Annotated in this window: 19 protein-coding genes and 1 riboswitch; of the genes, 5 read left to right on the plus strand and 14 right to left on the minus strand. The window is 32.9% G+C overall.

Annotation, left to right across the window (positions count from 1 at the left end; all coding sequences use genetic code 11):
• Positions 1 to 267: 267 nt before the first annotated feature.
• Both HHH54_RS08695 and leuS read right to left on the minus strand, forming a co-directional pair.
• Positions 268 to 579: a rhodanese-like domain-containing protein gene (locus tag HHH54_RS08695; RefSeq protein WP_198618450.1), complete on the minus strand. Its 312-nt coding sequence runs from the start codon at positions 577 to 579 to the stop codon at positions 268 to 270.
• Positions 580 to 598: 19 nt separating this feature from the next.
• The gene (gene leuS, locus HHH54_RS08700) at positions 599 to 3,010 is read right to left on the minus strand and encodes a leucine--tRNA ligase (protein WP_198618451.1); all 2,412 of its coding nucleotides are present in this window, start codon (positions 3,008 to 3,010) and stop codon (positions 599 to 601) included.
• Positions 3,011 to 3,426: 416 nt separating this feature from the next.
• On the opposite strand from leuS, the gene mnmL reads away from it, so the two are divergent.
• On the plus strand, positions 3,427 to 4,380 hold the full coding sequence (gene mnmL / locus HHH54_RS08705) for a tRNA modification radical SAM protein MnmL/YtqA (protein ID WP_198618452.1): 954 nt from the start codon (positions 3,427 to 3,429) through the stop codon (positions 4,378 to 4,380).
• Entirely contained in the window at positions 4,377 to 4,940 is a 564-nt protein-coding gene (gene mnmM, locus HHH54_RS08710; RefSeq protein WP_198618453.1) for a tRNA 5-(aminomethyl)-2-thiouridylate-methyltransferase MnmM, read from the plus strand. The genes mnmL and mnmM overlap by 4 nt, the downstream gene beginning before the upstream one ends.
• Before the next feature lie 152 nt (positions 4,941 to 5,092).
• Here the strand turns inward: mnmM and HHH54_RS08715 are convergent, their stop codons facing one another.
• The 4 genes from HHH54_RS08715 to HHH54_RS08730 all read right to left on the minus strand — a co-directional run bounded on the left by HHH54_RS08715 (position 5,093) and on the right by HHH54_RS08730 (position 7,986).
• A complete protein-coding gene (locus tag HHH54_RS08715) occupies positions 5,093 to 5,494 on the minus strand; it encodes a transcriptional regulator, SarA/Rot family (RefSeq protein ID WP_198618454.1) in 402 nt (133 codons plus the stop codon).
• Positions 5,495 to 5,607: 113 nt separating this feature from the next.
• Positions 5,608 to 6,558 carry an L-lactate dehydrogenase gene (locus HHH54_RS08720; protein ID WP_198618455.1) on the minus strand — a complete coding sequence of 317 codons (951 nt, stop codon included), beginning with the start codon at positions 6,556 to 6,558 and terminating at the stop codon, positions 5,608 to 5,610.
• Between the two features lie 119 nt (positions 6,559 to 6,677).
• Positions 6,678 to 7,502: an alpha/beta fold hydrolase gene (locus HHH54_RS08725; RefSeq protein WP_198618456.1), complete on the minus strand. Its 825-nt coding sequence runs from the start codon at positions 7,500 to 7,502 to the stop codon at positions 6,678 to 6,680.
• Between the two features lie 151 nt (positions 7,503 to 7,653).
• Positions 7,654 to 7,986: a hypothetical protein gene (locus HHH54_RS08730; protein ID WP_198618457.1), complete on the minus strand. Its 333-nt coding sequence runs from the start codon at positions 7,984 to 7,986 to the stop codon at positions 7,654 to 7,656.
• Positions 7,987 to 8,226: 240 nt separating this feature from the next.
• Between HHH54_RS08730 and HHH54_RS08735 the strand changes: the two genes are divergently transcribed.
• The gene (locus tag HHH54_RS08735) at positions 8,227 to 9,264 is read left to right on the plus strand and encodes a proline dehydrogenase family protein (RefSeq protein WP_198618458.1); all 1,038 of its coding nucleotides are present in this window, start codon (positions 8,227 to 8,229) and stop codon (positions 9,262 to 9,264) included.
• 71 nt (positions 9,265 to 9,335) lie between these two features.
• On the opposite strand, the gene ribH is transcribed toward HHH54_RS08735, so the two are convergent.
• The 7 genes from ribH to HHH54_RS08770 all read right to left on the minus strand — a co-directional run bounded on the left by ribH (position 9,336) and on the right by HHH54_RS08770 (position 16,480).
• Complete coding sequence (ribH, locus tag HHH54_RS08740; RefSeq protein WP_198618459.1) at positions 9,336 to 9,794, minus strand: 6,7-dimethyl-8-ribityllumazine synthase; 459 nt, start codon at positions 9,792 to 9,794, stop codon at positions 9,336 to 9,338.
• Positions 9,795 to 9,825: 31 nt separating this feature from the next.
• Positions 9,826 to 11,007 (minus strand): 3,4-dihydroxy-2-butanone-4-phosphate synthase, encoded by a 1,182-nt coding sequence (gene ribB, locus HHH54_RS08745; RefSeq protein ID WP_198618460.1) that lies wholly within the window; start codon positions 11,005 to 11,007, stop codon positions 9,826 to 9,828.
• 13 nt (positions 11,008 to 11,020) lie between these two features.
• Complete coding sequence (locus HHH54_RS08750; protein ID WP_198618461.1) at positions 11,021 to 11,650, minus strand: riboflavin synthase; 630 nt, start codon at positions 11,648 to 11,650, stop codon at positions 11,021 to 11,023.
• 4 nt (positions 11,651 to 11,654) lie between these two features.
• The gene (ribD, locus tag HHH54_RS08755) at positions 11,655 to 12,698 is read right to left on the minus strand and encodes a bifunctional diaminohydroxyphosphoribosylaminopyrimidine deaminase/5-amino-6-(5-phosphoribosylamino)uracil reductase RibD (protein ID WP_198618462.1); all 1,044 of its coding nucleotides are present in this window, start codon (positions 12,696 to 12,698) and stop codon (positions 11,655 to 11,657) included.
• A gap of 350 nt (positions 12,699 to 13,048) precedes the next feature.
• A riboswitch (FMN riboswitch) is annotated at positions 13,049 to 13,182 on the minus strand.
• Between the two features lie 174 nt (positions 13,183 to 13,356).
• Positions 13,357 to 14,925, minus strand: a complete 1,569-nt coding sequence (locus HHH54_RS08760) for an FAD/NAD(P)-binding protein (protein WP_198618463.1) — start codon at positions 14,923 to 14,925, stop codon at positions 13,357 to 13,359.
• A 320-nt stretch (positions 14,926 to 15,245) separates the two neighbouring features.
• Positions 15,246 to 16,109: a peptidoglycan release complex glucosaminidase SagB gene (sagB, locus tag HHH54_RS08765; protein ID WP_198618464.1), complete on the minus strand. Its 864-nt coding sequence runs from the start codon at positions 16,107 to 16,109 to the stop codon at positions 15,246 to 15,248.
• 146 nt (positions 16,110 to 16,255) lie between these two features.
• The gene (locus HHH54_RS08770) at positions 16,256 to 16,480 is read right to left on the minus strand and encodes a hypothetical protein (RefSeq protein WP_198618465.1); all 225 of its coding nucleotides are present in this window, start codon (positions 16,478 to 16,480) and stop codon (positions 16,256 to 16,258) included.
• A 193-nt stretch (positions 16,481 to 16,673) separates the two neighbouring features.
• Between HHH54_RS08770 and HHH54_RS08775 the strand changes: the two genes are divergently transcribed.
• The gene (locus tag HHH54_RS08775) at positions 16,674 to 17,150 is read left to right on the plus strand and encodes a sigma-70 family RNA polymerase sigma factor (RefSeq protein ID WP_198618466.1); all 477 of its coding nucleotides are present in this window, start codon (positions 16,674 to 16,676) and stop codon (positions 17,148 to 17,150) included.
• A gap of 10 nt (positions 17,151 to 17,160) precedes the next feature.
• Positions 17,161 to 17,601 carry a competence protein ComK gene (locus tag HHH54_RS08780; RefSeq protein WP_198618467.1) on the plus strand — a complete coding sequence of 147 codons (441 nt, stop codon included), beginning with the start codon at positions 17,161 to 17,163 and terminating at the stop codon, positions 17,599 to 17,601.
• Positions 17,602 to 17,721: 120 nt separating this feature from the next.
• On the opposite strand, the gene HHH54_RS08785 is transcribed toward HHH54_RS08780, so the two are convergent.
• Positions 17,722 to 18,432, minus strand: coding sequence for a transaldolase (locus HHH54_RS08785; RefSeq protein ID WP_198618468.1), 711 nt, complete (start codon positions 18,430 to 18,432; stop codon positions 17,722 to 17,724).
• Positions 18,433 to 18,595: the final 163 nt, after the last annotated feature.

Here is an 18,595-nt window from a genome sequence, read left to right on the forward strand (position 1 = left end):
AGCACTTTCGTAATAGAATCATTTTAAGTTCAAAATTATTCGCATCAGAAAAGAAAAAGGAAGTTAAGCAACAGCAAGTTGCCTAACCTCCTTAATTGAGCTGACCAGTCCTATTTGACAGAGAGCCTTTAAATCTTGCTATAAGCAAAAAGAAAGATTAGAACAACCTCACTTGAGTATTCGAGATACTGCTTCAAAGTATCTCGAAATATTGTTCTAACCTCTTCTTACTTCATTACCTTAAATTGTTTCATTAAAATCTAATAATTAGATACCTCTATATTCTAAACCTTCATCGCCAAATGCTTTCATACCACCTTCAACATTAACAGCATCAATACCGTGGTCATTTAAATATTCAACAACTTTTGCACTTCTTACCCCACCAGCGCAAATGATATAATACGTTTTATCTTTGTCAAAGTGTTTCAGTTGATCAGGTATTTCATTCATCGGAATATGTTCAGCATCTGGAATAATACCCATAGCCACTTCTTCATCTTCACGTACATCAATAATATTCACTGGATCAGTGCTTAAAATTAATGATTTCAACTCATCCGTTGTAATTTCCTTCATCAATAATCATCCTTTCTGTTTATTTTGCGACTATATTAACGAGTTTTTGCGGTACAACAATCACTTTTTTAATCTCTTTACCTTCTAATGCATTTTGTACATTTTCATTAGATTTTGCAAGAGACTCCATTTCTTCTTTGGATGCATCTTTAGGCACTTCAAGTTTAGCACGTACTTTACCATTAACTTGAACAACAATTTCTACAACATCATCAACAAGTAATGATTCATCATAGCTTGGCCATGGTTGGTAAGTGATTGTACCTTCATGACCTAAAATTGACCATAATTCTTCGCCGATATGAGGTGCTATTGGTGAAAGCATTTTAACAAAGCCTTCAACGTAAGATTTATTAATTTGTTCAACTTTATAACATTCATTAATGAATACCATAAGTTGACTAATGGCTGTATTGAAATTCAACGTTTCAAAGTCATCTGTCACTTTTTGCACAGTTTGATGATAAACTTTTTGAAGATCAGGCGTATCTGATTCGGTAACCTTATCACTCAACTTACCATCTTCTGTTACGAATAAACGCCAAATTCTATCTAAGAAACGTCGTGATCCGTCAAGGCCATTTTCACTCCAAGCAATTGAAGCATCTAAAGGTCCCATAAACATTTCATACAATCTTAAGGTATCAGCACCGTGTGAATGAATAATATCATCAGGGTTTACGACATTTCCTTTAGATTTACTCATTTTCTCATTACCTTCACCCAAAATCATACCTTGGTTAAATAATTTTTGGAAAGGTTCTTTAGTTGGAACAACACCTAAATCGTATAAAACTTTATGCCAAAATCTAGCATATAGTAAGTGTAAAACTGCGTGTTCCACGCCACCTATATAAAGATCCACAGGTAACCAATGCTTTAACTTTTCAGGGTCTGCAAGCATTTGATCATTTTTAGGGTCGATATATCTTAAATAGTACCAACAACTACCTGCCCATTGTGGCATTGTATTTGTTTCACGTCTTCCCTTCATACCTGTTTCAGGATCTACAACATTTATAAATGAATCAATATTAGCTAATGGTGACTCACCAGATCCAGATGGTCTAATATGATCTGTTTTAGGTAATAGTACTGGTAATTCACTTTCAGGAACAGTTGTCATACTACCATCTTCCCAATGAATAATCGGAATCGGTTCACCCCAGTAACGTTGACGACTAAATAGCCAATCTCTTAATTTATAATTAACTTTCTTTTCACCAATATTTTTCGACTCTAATAATTCAATTGCTTTTGAAATTGCTTCAGCATTAGATAGCCCATTTAATGAATCTGAATTAATATGTGGACCATCTCCCGTGAAATATGGCGTATCTTCGTTATGATCAATCACTTGTATCACTGGAAGATCAAACGCTTCAGCAAACTCATAATCACGTTCGTCATGTCCTGGTACTGCCATTACAGCTCCTGTTCCATATGATGCAAGAACATAATCTGCAATCCAAATTGGTAGTTTTTCACCTGATAATGGATGAACCGCATAAGCACCAGTAAATACACCAGATTTTTCTTTAGCTAAATCCGTACGTTCTAAATCTGATTTCTTAGCCGCTTCATTTTGATAAGCTTGAACTGTTTCTAGTTGTTCACTTGATGTAATTTGATTCACAAGACGATGTTCTGGACTTAAAACTAAAAATGTAGCGCCATAAATTGTATCCGGTCTTGTTGTGAATACTTCTATAGATTCGTTAGTATCCGCTACTTTATATATAACTTTAGCCCCTTCAGAGCGTCCAATCCAATTACGTTGCATATCTTTAATAGATTCAGGCCAATCTAAATCTTCTAAGTCTTCTAATAAACGGTCTGCATATTCTGTGATTTTTAACACCCATTGTCGCATTGGACGACGTACTACTGGATGTCCGCCTCTTTCAGAAACGCCATCTACAACTTCTTCATTCGATAAAACGGTACCTAGCGCTTCACACCAGTTTACAGGGATTTCATCTACATAAGCTAATCCTTTTTTATATAGTTGAATGAAAATCCATTGTGTCCATTTATAATATTCAGGATCAGTTGTACTGACTTCACGATCCCAATCATAACTGAATCCAAGTTCTTGAATCTGACGTTTAAATGTTTGAATATTACGCTTTGTAAATTCTGCCGGGTCATTTCCTGTATCAAGTGCGTATTGTTCAGCCGGCAAACCAAAGGCATCCCACCCCATTGGATGTAACACATTATAACCTTGCATACGTTTATAGCGCGATATAATATCTGTCGCAGTATACCCTTCAGGATGTCCTACATGTAGACCCGCTCCAGAAGGATAAGGAAACATATCTAATGCGTAAAATTTCTTTTGACCTAAATTATCTTCAGCCTTAAATGTTTTATGCTCTAACCAATACTGTTGCCATTTTTTTTCGATTTGTTGATGATTATAACTCACAACCACATATCCTCCTAAATTAAAAAAACACCTCCAACTATTTCTCAAAGGGACGACGTAAAGCCGCGGTACCACCCTTTTTCACATACGTGCGCTTCATTAAATAGTAAGAGATGCTTTTATTTATATTCATTAATTGGCAAGTTCACTCAGTACTATTCATTAGTTCACACCACCACTAACTCTCTTTGGAATGCACTTAAGTTACTACTCCATAAGTAATCAAGATAATAAACATATTGATTTAACTCTATATTATGAAATTTATAACGTTGTTGCAAGTGTTAATATCTCAATACAATGTTTAGAACGTTACACTTCTCTATATCTGCATAAAATTTATCAAAGAATACACCAATAAACACATAAAATATGTTAAAATTTTGAGATACATTTATTTGAAAGGACGTTTTAAAATGGGTACAGTTTTCCCCTATGCGTTTGAAAACAAACGATATCATACACTCAATTATCATTTGAAAAATAAATTTGGTGAAAAAATTTTTAAAGTGGCATTAGATGGTGGATTTGATTGCCCGAATAGAGATGGTACAGTTGCACACGGTGGATGTACTTTTTGTTCAGCAGCAGGCAGTGGAGATTTCGCAGGAAACCGTGCTGATTCTATAGAAGTGCAATTTGAAGAAATTAAAACACGTATGCATGAAAAATGGCATGAAGGTAAATATATTGCTTATTTTCAAGCCTTTACTAATACCCACGCACCAGTTGAAGTCTTACGTGAAAAATTTGAAGCGGCCTTAAAACAAGATAACGTAGTTGGTTTATCAATTGGGACACGTCCTGACTGTTTACCTGAAGATGTTGTAGAATATCTTGCTGAATTAAATCAAAGAACTTATTTGTGGGTTGAACTTGGTTTACAAACTGTCCACGATTCTACTTCAAACTTAATTAATCGTGCACACGATATGGCATGTTATTACGAGGGTGTTAGAAAATTACGTGAACATAATATTAATGTATGTTCTCATATTATAAACGGGCTACCTGGTGAAGATTATGAGATGATGATGGAAACAGCAAAAACAGTAGCTCAAATGGATGTACAAGGTATCAAAATACACTTGTTACATTTATTAAAAGGAACACCAATGATAAAACAATATGAAAAAGGCCTACTCAATTTTATGACTCAAGAAGAATATGTCAACCTTGTTTGTGATCAACTTGAAATCCTACCTCCAGAAATGATTGTACATCGTATTACTGGTGATGGACCAATTGATTTAATGGTTGGTCCTATGTGGAGTGTTAATAAGTGGGAAGTTTTAAATCATATTGATGATGAACTAAAACGTCGTGGTACTGTACAAGGTTCTCATTATAAAGAAGCTGTGAAATCATGATTGTTAAAAGAATATTACCTTTTGCAAAAAGTTTAATCGAAGACCATGTTTCTTCTACAAGTATCGTAATAGATGCTACTTGTGGTAATGGTCTAGATACCTATTTTCTAGCCCAGCTTGTACCAGACGGTTACGTTTATGCTTGTGATATTCAAACTACTGCAGTTCATAATACACTAAAACGCATTAATTCATTTAACAACGTTGAGGTACATCAAATCAGTCATGATCGCATCATGGAAGTAATTCCTGTAAAGCATCATCAACATATAGATGCAGCTATGTTTAATTTAGGCTATTTACCTAAAGGTGACAAAACGATTGTCACGCAACCTGATACAACCCTTAATGCAATTAATACAATATTTAATCAACTATCACCTGAAGGTATTATTGTGATTGTAGTTTATCCAGGTCATCCTGAAGGTAAAGTTGAAAGTGAAAAAATAGAAGACGTATTAAGCCATTTCAATCAAGACAATGCACACGTTTTAAAGTACACGTTTATCAATCAAAAAAACAATCCTCCTTATGTTCTAGCAATTGAAAAAAGAGCATAATCAAAAAGAACCACACTATAATTTTGAAATTAGAGTACTAAGCGCTTTTCAAAATTAAATAGTAGTGGTTCTTTGTCATGTATTCGTTTTAAGTAATATTCAAATATTATATCATCGATTTAACATATTCAAGCTATAAGGTACTGAACGAATTATCCTTGGATAATAGAATCGAATAATGATTTTAATTTAGATTCTTTATCTTTAATGAGACTATAAGCGAAACGAATGACGTCTTCTTTGTCTTCTTGCTTATCTTGATTAAAATAGATAGATACCGTGCGTTCGTCATCTAACGGTCTTTCCTTGATAATCCACTTCATCTCAACTAAATGATTGAAAGTTCGTGTCCGTTTGTAAGATTTAACATGTACATACTGATCCATTTCCTTAAGAGTCATAGCGCCTTTACTCCACAAAGTCAGTAAAATTAAAAACTCCTCTTTTGGTAACTTATATTTCACTTCAATAGCATTAAAAATGGATTGGATTTCTTTTTCGAGATCGCTTAAAAACATCAGACCTTCTATTTTCGAATCGTGCTCAACACTCATGAATAAGTCTCCTTTCAACTCAGGTACTTATGAGTCCTCTACCCTAATTATAAAGACTTAATCATTTACAACTTTGAATATATAGTTAAAAATCTAATATATACTAAAAGTTTTTAGAATAAATATTCGATAGAATCTTGCATATCTTTTAAAACTTTAACTGAGTTTTCGAATTTTGCTTTTTCATCTTCATTTAATGGTGTTTCAATAATGCGTGTCGCACCTTCTCCATTAATTAAAGTTGGTACACCAGTATAAACACCATGTTGTCCATATTCACCTTCTAGATAGCTAGACACTGTAAGTACAACGTTTTGGTTTCTTAAAATTGCTTTTGAAATGTGCATAAGACCCATAGCAACACCATAATAAGTTGCTCCTTTAGCTTTAATGATTTCGTATGCAGCATCACGTGTTTTAACGTAAATGTCTTCAATTAAATGTTCTTTTTCTGGATCTTTTTTCAACTCATCATAAAGAGGTACGCCAGCAATTGTTGCTGATGACCATACAGGTACTTCAGAGTCACCATGTTCACCAATGATATTAGCGTGTACACTTGCTGGAGCAACATCAAATGCTTCACTTAATAAGTGTCTAAAACGTGCTGTATCAAGAATTGTACCAGAACCAATAACTTTGTGTTTTGGAAGTCCTGAATATTTTAATGTAACATATGTTAAAATATCAACTGGGTTAGCAGCAACAAGGAAAATACCATCAAAACCGCTATCCATAATTGAAGTTACAATGTTTTTGTAAATTTTAGCGTTCTTTTCAACTAAATCTAAGCGTGTTTCTCCAACTTTTTGAGGTGCACCTGCACAAATAACAACTAAGTCTGCATCACCACAGTCTTCATACTTCCCTGCTTTAACTTTTACCGGTGACATTGCATAAGGTGCTCCATGATTTAAATCTAAAACATCACCTAATACTTTATCTTCATTAATATCAATGATAAGCAATTCATCTGCTACACCTTGACTTACCATTGTGAATGCATAGCTTGCTCCTACTGCACCATTACCTACTAACACAACTTTATTACCTTTTTTTGACATTAAGACTCTCTCCAATCTTTAACCTTCGATATTTATTACTATTGTGATTTTTTTCACATTTATAATTTAACATGTTTGTATGCTAAATGCAAGCTAATATTTTATACTTTTAAATCGTTTTAAGAGAGAGCGTTTTCATCATCAAATAAGAAACCTGATGCATATACTCTATTATTTAAAAAGCTCAAAATATACTTCATCACAATATCTCTTTCTGGTTCATTATGAATCTCATGATTTAACCCATCCCACACTTTAAATAATACTTCACTAAATTGGGGTTGTTTTGAAAAGGTAGCACTCACATCGATATCACTAATACGATCTTGACTTCCGCACATTATACATAACGGTATATCTTTTATATTTTCACGATTATCAAACGTTAATTTCATAGTCTGTACCACCTCTTGATACCAGTGATAGCTAACTTTTTTCAACATTAAAGCGTCGTTGTATGTATCCTCTAATACCTCGTTATTTCGTGTCAAATCCTCATATTTAATATCAAAATTAAATTTGGCATTTTTGGAAATATCACCAATATTTGACATTAATGTATGACGACGCGTTTGATTATTGTTAATAAAAGCTAAAAGTGGTGAAAGTAAAATAAGGCCTTCTAATCTCAGTTCAATTTTTTCTAACAAATTCACACTGATGAGGCCGCCTAATCCTACTCCTATCATAAAGATAGGTAAATGATATTCCTCAGCTATGGAAAGCCATTCTAAAACACGTTCATGATAAACCTCAAAATGTTCAATTTGCCCTTTGTGCATACGTGACGTCTGTCCTTGACCAGGTAAATCTCCCATAATAACATGATATCCACTTCTTCTTAACTGTGTAATCACGAAAGCATAACGTCCAGTATGCTCTAACATGTTATGAACAATAACAATAACACCTTTCGCTTCCCTATCTGTTTCCCATTTCCACATTTAACATTTTCCTTCCTAATCCTTAGTTTAGTTTCATTATAACTTTTTACAGTTCACACTGATAGCAAAACAATAAAATAAGGTATGGGAAAGCATACATTTAAAAGATAAAATCTATCTTAAAATCTATGCTCACACCATACCTTATACTTTAACCTAACTTAAATGCTCTACGGAAGAAAGGAACATTTAGTAATAATGTTGTAAATAAAATTTCGTAAAATGTTGGGAAGAACTTAGCTAATAAAAATAAGAAAAACTGTCCTAAGAACGTACCATTACCTTGACTTGCATTAAAATTAGCTAATATTCCAATATCAATTACATTTAATCCTATAATGACAAGTAGAGCTATCCACAGTTTCTTTGTAAGGATGCCTACGATAGTACCTATTAATACAATGATAAGTAATTCAAAAACAAAGTATTGAATAAATGTATCTAGCTCAGTTCCAAACATATAAAACGCCATATCTCTGAACATATTCTAACTCCCTCATATTCAATTAATGATGCTTCTATTTTATCACGAATAGCCAACATAAAATTTAAAGTTATAATTAAGATTAAAGGTGAACATTTACATAGTTTTTACATTTGAAACAAAATCGCTTAAAAAATTCTTAAATTTTCTCAAAAATGAATATGAAAACGTTTTCTTAACTCTTTGTTCATGATAAACTATTATTATATGCTAAACATTTGTTGTATGGGAGGAAATATTATGAGCTTAGTGAAAAGTTTTTTTATTGCACTTTCAAATAATACTTTTTTAAATGAAGCTGCAAAAAGTATGGGGCCTTCTCTTGGGGCAAACAAAGTCGTTGCAGGAAATACTATTGAAGATGTTGTAAATACTATTAAACGTTTAAATCGTAAAAACATCGCTGTAACGGTAGATAACTTAGGGGAATTTGTAAATAATAAACAAGATGCAATTGCAGCTAAAGATGATATTTTAAAAGTTATGGATGCTATTTATCAACATAATTTAGACGCTCATATGTCTGTAAAATTAAGTCAGCTTGGTGCAGAATTTGATAAAGCACTTGCCTATGACAATATATACGAAATTGTAGCAACAGCTAAATCGTATAATAATATGCATATCAATATTGATACAGAAAAATATGATAGTTTATTCGATATTACTCAAACATTAGACCGTTTAAAGTCTGAATTTTCAAATGTTGGTACTGTTATTCAGGCTTATTTATATAAAGGTGATGTATTAATTGATAAATATCCAAATTTACGTTTACGTTTAGTTAAAGGTGCTTATAAGGAATCACCTTACATCGCTTATCAAACTAAAGAAGAAATTGATGAAAATTACATTCACCTTATAGAGAAACGATTATTAAATGCTCAAAATATGACATCAATCGCAACGCACGATCATAACATTATTAATCATGTTAAATCATTCATCGAAACACATGACATTGATAAATCTCGCGTAGAATTTCAAATGTTATATGGATTCCGCAGTGATCTTGCTGAATCTATTGCTAATGAGGGTTATAACTTTACAATTTATGTACCATTTGGTGATGATTGGTTCGGTTATTTCATGAGACGTTTAGCAGAAAGACCGCAAAACTTAACACTAGCATTTAAAGAATTTGTTAAACCTAAAACTTTAGCTATATTAGGCTTAGTTGGTCTTACAGCTTGTCTACTACCTCAAACATTGTCAAAAAAAGTTAAAAGAAAGTCTACTTCACAACCTAATCGTTTAAGATGTCGCACGCGATTATAATATCATTAAAGGCTGAGATAGGGCTTACCATACATACTCCCTATCTCGGCCTTTCTAAGTTCTTTTTACAATTAAATTGCTTTTAATAAATTAGCCATTTCAATTGCACCGACAGCCGCTTCTGCACCTTTATTACCTGCTTTAGTTCCGGCACGCTCGATTGCTTGTTCAATATTCTCCGTAGTTAATACGCCAAATATAACCGGTACTCCAGTATCATCACTTGCTTTTGCAATACCTTTAGCTGCTTCATTACATACATAATCATAATGTGATGTTGCACCACGAATGACGCAACCTAAAGTAATAATTGCATCGTATTTTCCTGTGCTTGCCATTTTTTTAGCAACCATTGGTAATTCAAATGCACCTGGTACGTACGCAGTGTCAATATGTGACGCTTCAACTTGGTGTCTTTTTAATGTATCTAACGCACCATCCACTAATCGACTTGTAATTAAATCATTAAAACGACTCACAACGATACCTATTTTTAAATCTTTACCTACTAATTGACCTTCAAAATTCATTTTTTAATTCCTCCTAAAATGTGATTAAATTTTAAAGCATATGTCCCATCTGTTCTTTTTTTACATGCATATAATCATGGTTATGTGTATTTTCATCAATAATAATCGGAATCCTTTGTTGTATTTCGATTCCATATTGTTCAAGCCCTGTAAACTTCTCTGGATTATTACTTAATAAATTAATTCGCTTTACACCTAAATGTTTTAACATTTGTGCAGCAACATCATATTCTCGTAAATCAGGCGCAAACCCAAGCGCTTCATTTGCCGTAACAGTATTATGGCCTTGCTCTATCAATTCATACGCTTTTAACTTATTCATCAGTCCAATCCCACGACCTTCTTGTGGTAAATAGAGAATGATACCATTGTTATCTTGAATATAAGACATGGCACTTTCTAATTGTTCACCACAATCGCAACGCTGGCTGTGAAAGATATCGCCTGTTGCACATGCAGAATGGATGCGCACGTTCATTTGTTCTTTTACTTCACCTTTAACAATAGCTAAATGTTCCGAGTCATCAATGTCAGAAGTAAAGCCATACATATCAAATTCACCAAATCGAGTCGGTAGTTTGACTTTAGCTTCTTCATGAATTAATTTTGTATTTGTTTTTAAATATTGTACTAATGCATCAATTGTTATCATTTTTAAACCAAATTTATCTTTGAACTGTTGTAATTGCTCACCTTTTGCCATCGTGCCATCTTCATTCATAATTTCACAAATAACACCTGCTGGCTTGGCGCCAGTTAGTTTCGCGAGATCAAGAGTTGCTTCAGTATGCCCTCTTCTCTCTAACACACCTTTTGCTTTTCCAATTAATGGAAAAATATGTCCGGGTTGGTTGAATGTATCAACATTTGTATGCTCATCAATCAAAGCACGTACAGTTTCTGTTCTTTCAAATGCACTAATACCTGTCGTACTATTTACATGATCAATACTCACAGTAAATGCTGTACCATGAGGATCTGTGTTATTCGAAACCATTGCATCTATTCCAGCTTGATTGGCAATCTCTTGCGAAATGGGTGTACAAATCAAGCCACGTCCATAACGAGACATAAAGTTAATCGTATCATCACGCATCCATTGTGTAATGGCAATAAGGTCTCCTTCGTTTTCTCTATTTTCATCATCTAACACTACAATCATTTCACCATTTTTTAATGCTTCAATTGCATCTTCTATCGTATCGAATTGCATGATAACCCCTCCATTAAAATCCTGCTTTTAATAAATCTTCCATTGTTAAGCTTTCATTATTCTCCATCGAAGCCGACACATATTTAAATAGCATATCCGTTTCTAAATGAACTAAATCTCCTTGCCCTTTTGACGCTAATGTCGTTTGACGTCTCGTTTCAGGTATAAGATGAATTTCGAATGCATTCGTATTTTTTGAAAACACCGTTAAACTAATGCCGTCAACAGCAATCGATCCTCGCGCAATCATTTGACTTAATATGTTTGACGACGCCTTAATGGTATAAATCCATTCATTTTGCGATTGTTTCACATGTAAGATTTGTCCAGTGCCGTCAACATGTCCTTGTACAAAGTGTCCACCTAAACGGGCAGTAGCTAGTAAAGCTCGTTCAAGATTCACTTGATCTCCCGCTTTAAGTTGACCTAAGTACGTTTTGTTTTCAGTACCTAAAATAACGTCCACTTTAAAAGCACTATCATCAAATTCAGTGACAGTGAGACACGTCCCATTAACGCTAATCGAATCGCCAATATGCATGTCCTCGATAATTTTCGAAGCTTTAATTGTAAGTTGGGTTGTTGGATTTTGCTTTTGAATAGATTGGATTGTACCTAATTCTTCAATGATACCTGTAAACACAAAGTCACTTCCTTTTGAGTACGAGTTTGATGTCCGTATCTATCATTTCAGAATGTACAATTTCAAATTGTGGAATACGATCAAGCTTTTCAACATATGGCGTTTGATAATATTGAAATTGACCTTGACCTCCTATAACTTTCGGGGCTAAATATAGGATGAAGTTGGAGACTAACGATGATGATAAAAACTGAGAAGTTACATTTGGACCTGCTTCGACAAGAACACGTCCCAAACCTTTTTGATATAAATCTTTTAAAATTGTATCTATTTGACAGTGTTCTAAGTAGATAATTTGAACATTGTCTAATTCTGTATTTAAATGTTGATTTTCAGTATAGATATAAATAGGCGCTTGCTCATCACTAAATAGCTGTGCATCCCAATTTAAGTTACCTGATTTTGATAAAATGACACGCGTTGGGTGAGACCCTTCTTCCATTCGCACAGTTAAGCTAGGATTATCATGATTAATTGTTCCACTACCTGTTAAAATAGCATCATGTGTATGTCTTAATTGAAATACATCTTGCTTAACAGCTGGAGTCGTAATCCATTTACTCTCTGCTTCATCAGTCGCTTGTTTGCCATCTAGGCTTGCACTCACTTTAACGGTAACGATAGGAAACTCCGATGCTTTACTGTCAAAGAAGTTCTGATAATGTTGTTCCATTTGAGTGTCTTGACGATATTCCACATCTACACCCGCTTCTGCCATCATTTCGTGACCTGTTGAAGGTAATGTAACATCCTTAGCAGCATACACCACTTTTTTGATACCTACATCTATAATTCGCTTGGCACATGGCGGTGTTTTTCCATAATGTGAACAAGGCTCTAAAGATACGTACATTGTCGCATCTTTTACATGATCCGCACCTGCCATATCGATGGCTTGAATTTCAGCATGTTTGTCACCTTTTTTGAGATGTGCACCCATACCTATGATTCGTCCATGTTTTACGATAACTGCGCCAACTGGTGGGTTTGTACCTGTTTGTCCTTCTACCATATGCGCAAGTTGTATCGCATAATTTAAATAATTCAAGTTCTTTTCACCTCAATAAAAAAACCACTCGATTGTCGCTTCGAGTGGTGGGATTTATACGTAATAGTAAGTATAACAATAATACTTTAAATCAATAAAGCACACTGAATAAACTTCGCTATCATTAACGTCATACAATATAGAGATAATCAGCCATAAGACACTGCTCTATACGTGTATAGTATGTTAATGATTTAAAAATTAATACTCACTATAATAATACATATTAACATCTACGCTAATTTCCAAACCAAATAGACCTATAACTTAGATATACAATCATTATCCAAATTTATAGATAAAGATTCTAATCCCAAGTTTAGGAATCTATTATGAATATAGCGTCGATGATATTCTTCCTCCCATCCAGACTTTAACTGTCGGCTCTAGATTCACACTAGATCAGCCATATCAAAATTATGATACGGGTCGCAGGCTTATACTTACTGCCGGTTGGGAATTCCACCCAGCCCCGAAAGAATATATTTATGAAATTGTCATTGAGATTTTAAGATACATGTTTTGATAGAATTTTGAATCAACTTTATATTTTAATTAAAACTTGACACAAATTATGTTATCTCTATCTATGCATCTATCTTAAACGAAATAATAAATTTTGACAAATCATTAACTTTATTAAGTTTGGTTACCTCTATTATTTCTTCTTTTTCTTATCCTTATGCTTTTTCTTCTTAATCTCTTTTTTCTTTTCTTTCTTATGCTTCTTATTTTCTTTTTCTAAAGCTTTTTTCGCTTTGTATACATCATAAAGATTTTCAACTGAACGTACAGCTTGTTGTAATATCATGTTTACGCCATTGCGTTCAAAATTAACACCATTTGTAACTTGGCCAATGGCGCGCAAGTTACTAATAGTACCATACAAAGGACTTACTACTTCATTTGTAGAAGGTACGATTTGTATTCCCCCCATCGGATGTGGTTGTACAATTTGTCGATTAGCAATATCAATCAATAACGCATCATCTTGATCTAATGTTTCTAATTTCTTCTTAGGTCCAGTCGCATTGATTACTGCGTCAACCTTCAATTCATCTTCTTGATGTTTAAATGATAATCTAAATTTACCATAGTAGTGACGAACATTTTCTAACCCAGAATAGATTTTTAATTCGTTATTTTTAATTGCATCAATAATTAATTCCGCTGTTTCCCTTGGCATCGGATTTGTATTTTCTTTAAAGTATCTAAAATACTTATGAATAAATAATTTTTGGTCTGCTCTACTTAAACTATTCCAAATCCAGTCCATATTCTCTTTTATCACTTCAAGTAAACTTTGAAGCAATCCTACATCTTCCGGATGATTTAAATCATAATTCAAATCACGTATCGCGTCATATTTACGTCGATTAAGTAATTTTTGCAGTGGAATATTCAATCTATCACATTCTTTTTTAAATAAAGCGATAACTTCATCTAAAGGCACAACACCCATATGTTCAGCTTTAAGTGCATCAAAATTTGGCATCGTTATATATTTTAATTTTATATCTTGCATGTCCCCTCTTACACTTGGTAATTTACCACTACGACTCGCTAAAATAATAGGTTTTTTCTGATGATGACTCATCGCAAAACGAATTACATCTAAACTTGCAAGTCCTGTTCCAATGACTGCAATTTCATCATTTTTATCCATATCTTCTAGCGTATTGTATGCTGGATATGGAGAATGAATGTATTTATCTGTTCCTTTTAAGTCATAAGGATCATTATATGACATTGTTCCAATTGTAAAGAAAACATAATCATATTTACGACATGTTTCTTTATCGTCTCCCGTGCACACCACAATTCGTTTAGGGATGATTTCATTTTCTTGTTCTTCAATATACATATGCGTCACATTTTCATAAATCGGAGTAATATTATCAAATTGATTGCAATATTTTTCAAGATAAGACTTCATATAATGCCCAAATACAAAACGTGGTAAATATTTTACATCTCCGTAATCAAAATCATTTTGAGATTGATACCATTCTTTAAATTCTAATACATTATCCTTATTCAGTGATAGCATATCAACAGGCACATTAATTAATAAATCTTCACTATCATTCTGAAACGGCTCGCCTTGTCCCATATTATCAGGATTATCATACAAATCTACTTGCAACTTTTTAAACTTCTTATATTTAACAAGTTGTCTTAATACACTGACTCCTGCAGTTCCAGCTCCAATAATCGCTACTTTCATAAAAATCATCCTTCATTTATCAATTTTATTATTTTATCTCAATACTAAATACCCTAATGTTTAGAATTTAAAGCCAAACCTATCGGTAATTACATCTCGTTATTGTCTATGCTAAAATAAAAGCATAATTACCATTTAAGGGGGCACATAATGATTAAGTTTCTATTAAAAGTCTTCATTTCAACAATCATTTTATTCTTTACTTTAGGTCGAAAAAATAAAGCACAATAATATATTAACTTATGTTTATCATATCAAATAACACGAACACACTAAAAGACCCACTTCATAAAAAATGAAGTGGGATCATTTGATTATTTTTAATAATTATGACCATCAATATGCTTCTTGTCATCTTTATACACGTACCAATTAAAATACTTACCTTCTGTTTTCATATCCTTATAAAAATCTGCAATTAACGTGGCATTACTTTTCGCCCAATTGATATCCGTTGCATATTGATGCTCTCCAGGATTTTTAGGATTCCATCTCATACTGTATAACGTGTTTTGGTTAGGATTTGATAAATAATGCTCATGAATGAATTCAGCGCCACCTTTAATTGCTTTTTCCGGTGTATCCCAACCTTTTTTCTTGGCATATTCTGCACCTGTTCTTATAGGATCTTCGTCTAAAGCACCTACGCCATAGAAGTTATAATATTTCTTCCCGTCAATTTCTACACCATTTGATAACTCAGAGACCACAGATCCCGTCTCAAGTAATGCGTGAGAAATTAAGTATACTTCATTCACATGCTTTTCTTTTGCTGCATCCACAAAGTCATCTGTATGAGATAATAATGTAGGATGGTCATATAACATACGTTTAATTCGATTTTTATCGATACCTTGATATTGGGATAAATCTAAAAATTGATACTTTTGTTTGTCATCATCCATAAATTTAGAACTATCCATTGCCGCTTTAATTTCACCATCTGAAGCATCGCGCCAATTTGTGTTATCTTTATTAGACACTTGTTGGCTTGTATAATTATCAATTTGCTTTTTTGCCGCTTCATCAAGGGTTACATTTAATTTTTCAACTTTTTCAACTTGATCTACAGATTCAAAGATGATTTGATCTTTTATCATATTAAAAAAGAAAAATCCTACAATTGCTGTTAAGACTAATGCAAGTATTACAGCAATAATGGAACCTTTTTTGTGCTTTCTCATAAACACACCTCTTACGTATAATTGATCAATTTCATTTTATGTTGCTTGAATACAAATTTTACCACCTTCGCACAATATTCACAATTCGAACATCACAATGTTACACATTCATAAAAAAGAAGTAATGAATATGTAAAATAAATTCATTACTTTTTAGGAGAATGATAGTCCATCATAATAAAACTCATAGCTTGAGAACGGTTTTTATAATAATATCGTGCTAAATCAATTTTACCTTCCACTTCACCATCACGATACATCATTTCTTTCGTCGTATTATTAATCATAACAAATTCCGCACGGTCTCTTATCACGTCTAAATCATCATTGCGCGCAAAAAAATGTTCTATATTTAAGTGTTCGTAATCCATTGTAACCTCCTCAATTCATTCAATAATATGTACAAACTTTAATAATTACTCAAAATCATTATACAAATTGGACGTAATGACTGTATTTTCCATCTTGTTAAACTAAAAATATCATAAAATGTGAAATGCCTCAATATTTTAATTGTGCTATAAATAATTTGACCGGTCAAATTTAATAAAGAGGTTTGTTAAAGTGACATTTTTTAAAATATACACCAAGTATCATCGTTATATTCACTTTCTTTTACATCAATATCATATCACGTATAATTATGAAGAGTATTATCAATGTTTACTCATACGATTATGGGAATTATCTCGAAATTATCAAGCATCATCGACTCATAAAGAAAGTTCTTACTATAAGTATAGATTAAAATATTATCTTATCGATTTATTACGTAAGCACTCAAAATCGCATGACATCCTATCTTTAGATGAAATTCCAATACCTAAAGTACAGCAACGTTGTAATCTTGATAATCAGCTATCACTCAATCAATTGGTTAAACGATTGCCTTATCCTTATCAACAATGGTTCGCTTTATATCGTCTCGGTTATCGACAAAATGAAATTGAACAAAAAATGAATAAATCTAGCACCTCGATTAAAAAATACAAACGAGAAACTTTATATTACTTAAAGCACATGATGAAAGACACCATATAGGAGGCCAACTATGAATATGCAACTTCAGACTTTTGAAAACCTACTCTATATTAAAACATCAGAACATATAGAATCAAAGTATCTGTTACAATTTGACTACTATCAAATCCATACTCAAATGACTATTAAAAATTTACTCAAGCAAATTTTAAACCAATATCACAAAGAGTTACTCAGTCAACAACATCTGGCAAGCGAACTCATTCAAACACATCATTTGGTTCCAATCTTTGTTACTGATTCTATCATCTTAACCCCATTACAGTCTGGACGTGCATCATTACAATACTATATTAATATGTATCAAGTTGTTTCAATAACTTCTTTAAAAACACATACAAAATTTCATTTTAAGTCTAATCAATCACTGATTGTTCCAATTCCATATACAACATGTGTTAGTAAATGGAAAAGCGCTCATCATTTAGCATCATTAATTGCTCTTAAATAAAATCATAATGCTTATCAATAATATAAACACCACAACATTCAATAAAGAAGGTTGTGGTGTTGTGCTTAGAGAAACTAAGCCTATCTATTAAATTATGCTTTTAGTGTTGTTACGTCACATTTATAAAATACTTAAGCCTGAAGATTGAATATCTTTTGCAAAGCCTTTTACAGTATCTACTGATAATTCATTAATGTCACGACCGATGTTAGGTACTTTTTTAACAACGTCAGCTGGACAAGTAATGATATCCGCACCGATTTCGTCAGCTTGGATTACATTAAATAACTCACGGCAACTTGCCCATAACAATTGAACACCTTTTTTACTATGTGTCACATCAACTGCTTCTTTCATTAATGGAAGCGGATCAACGCCTGTATCGGCAATACGTCCTGCAAAAACAGATACGTATGTTTCCACGCCTTCTTTAACTGCTTCTGTGATTTCTTTAACTTGTTCGATTGTATAAACAGCAGTAACATTTAATTTTACATCTTTAGCTGATAGAGATTTAATAAGTGGAATCATTGATTCGCCTTTTGTATTTACAATTGGAATTTTAACAAAAATGTTTTCACCAAATTGTTGAATGATTTCCGCTTCTTTCTCCATTGTCTCCATGTCATCGCCAAACACTTCAAAAGAAATTGAAGCATCAGGAATTGCTTCAACAACTTCTTTAGCAAATTGTTTATAATCTTGTACACCTGCTTTAGCCATTAAGCTAGGATTTGTTGTGAAACCATCTACTTCTTTGTTTTGGTATGCTTTTTTCATTTGTTCAATATCTGCACCATCCGCAAATACTTTTACATTTAAATTAGCCATTTATTTTGCCTCCTTCAAGGTCTTCTATTTATATTAATGTTATAACATTTTTTTACTGATTTAAGCTATTCATTAGCCTATAATGACTAAAATCACTTTATACTACCGAAAACAAAAATGTTTTAATGCTCTATTCCACTCGTTTTACCCACTTAATCAAGTA

Origin of the sequence: Staphylococcus canis (assembly GCF_016238445.1) — a bacterium.
Classification (GTDB): Bacteria; Bacillota; Bacilli; order Staphylococcales; family Staphylococcaceae; genus Staphylococcus; species Staphylococcus canis.

Bases quoted from the DNA above. Each gene is read 5' to 3' on its own strand.
- HHH54_RS08695 (WP_198618450.1), bottom strand. From the start codon at position 579: ATGAAGGAAATTACAACGGATGAGTTGAAATCATTAATTTTAAGCACT.
- mnmL (WP_198618452.1), top strand. From the start codon at position 3,427: ATGGGTACAGTTTTCCCCTATGCGTTTGAAAACAAACGATATCATACA.
- mnmM (WP_198618453.1), top strand. From the start codon at position 4,377: ATGATTGTTAAAAGAATATTACCTTTTGCAAAAAGTTTAATCGAAGAC.
- HHH54_RS08715 (WP_198618454.1), bottom strand. From the start codon at position 5,494: ATGAGTGTTGAGCACGATTCGAAAATAGAAGGTCTGATGTTTTTAAGC.
- HHH54_RS08720 (WP_198618455.1), bottom strand. From the start codon at position 6,558: ATGTCAAAAAAAGGTAATAAAGTTGTGTTAGTAGGTAATGGTGCAGTA.
- HHH54_RS08725 (WP_198618456.1), bottom strand. From the start codon at position 7,502: ATGTGGAAATGGGAAACAGATAGGGAAGCGAAAGGTGTTATTGTTATT.
- HHH54_RS08730 (WP_198618457.1), bottom strand. From the start codon at position 7,986: ATGTTCAGAGATATGGCGTTTTATATGTTTGGAACTGAGCTAGATACA.
- HHH54_RS08735 (WP_198618458.1), top strand. From the start codon at position 8,227: ATGAGCTTAGTGAAAAGTTTTTTTATTGCACTTTCAAATAATACTTTT.
- ribH (WP_198618459.1), bottom strand. From the start codon at position 9,794: ATGAATTTTGAAGGTCAATTAGTAGGTAAAGATTTAAAAATAGGTATC.
- ribB (WP_198618460.1), bottom strand. From the start codon at position 11,007: ATGCAATTCGATACGATAGAAGATGCAATTGAAGCATTAAAAAATGGT.
- HHH54_RS08760 (WP_198618463.1), bottom strand. From the start codon at position 14,925: ATGAAAGTAGCGATTATTGGAGCTGGAACTGCAGGAGTCAGTGTATTA.
- sagB (WP_198618464.1), bottom strand. From the start codon at position 16,109: ATGAGAAAGCACAAAAAAGGTTCCATTATTGCTGTAATACTTGCATTA.
- HHH54_RS08770 (WP_198618465.1), bottom strand. From the start codon at position 16,480: ATGGATTACGAACACTTAAATATAGAACATTTTTTTGCGCGCAATGAT.
- HHH54_RS08780 (WP_198618467.1), top strand. From the start codon at position 17,161: ATGAATATGCAACTTCAGACTTTTGAAAACCTACTCTATATTAAAACA.
- HHH54_RS08785 (WP_198618468.1), bottom strand. From the start codon at position 18,432: ATGGCTAATTTAAATGTAAAAGTATTTGCGGATGGTGCAGATATTGAA.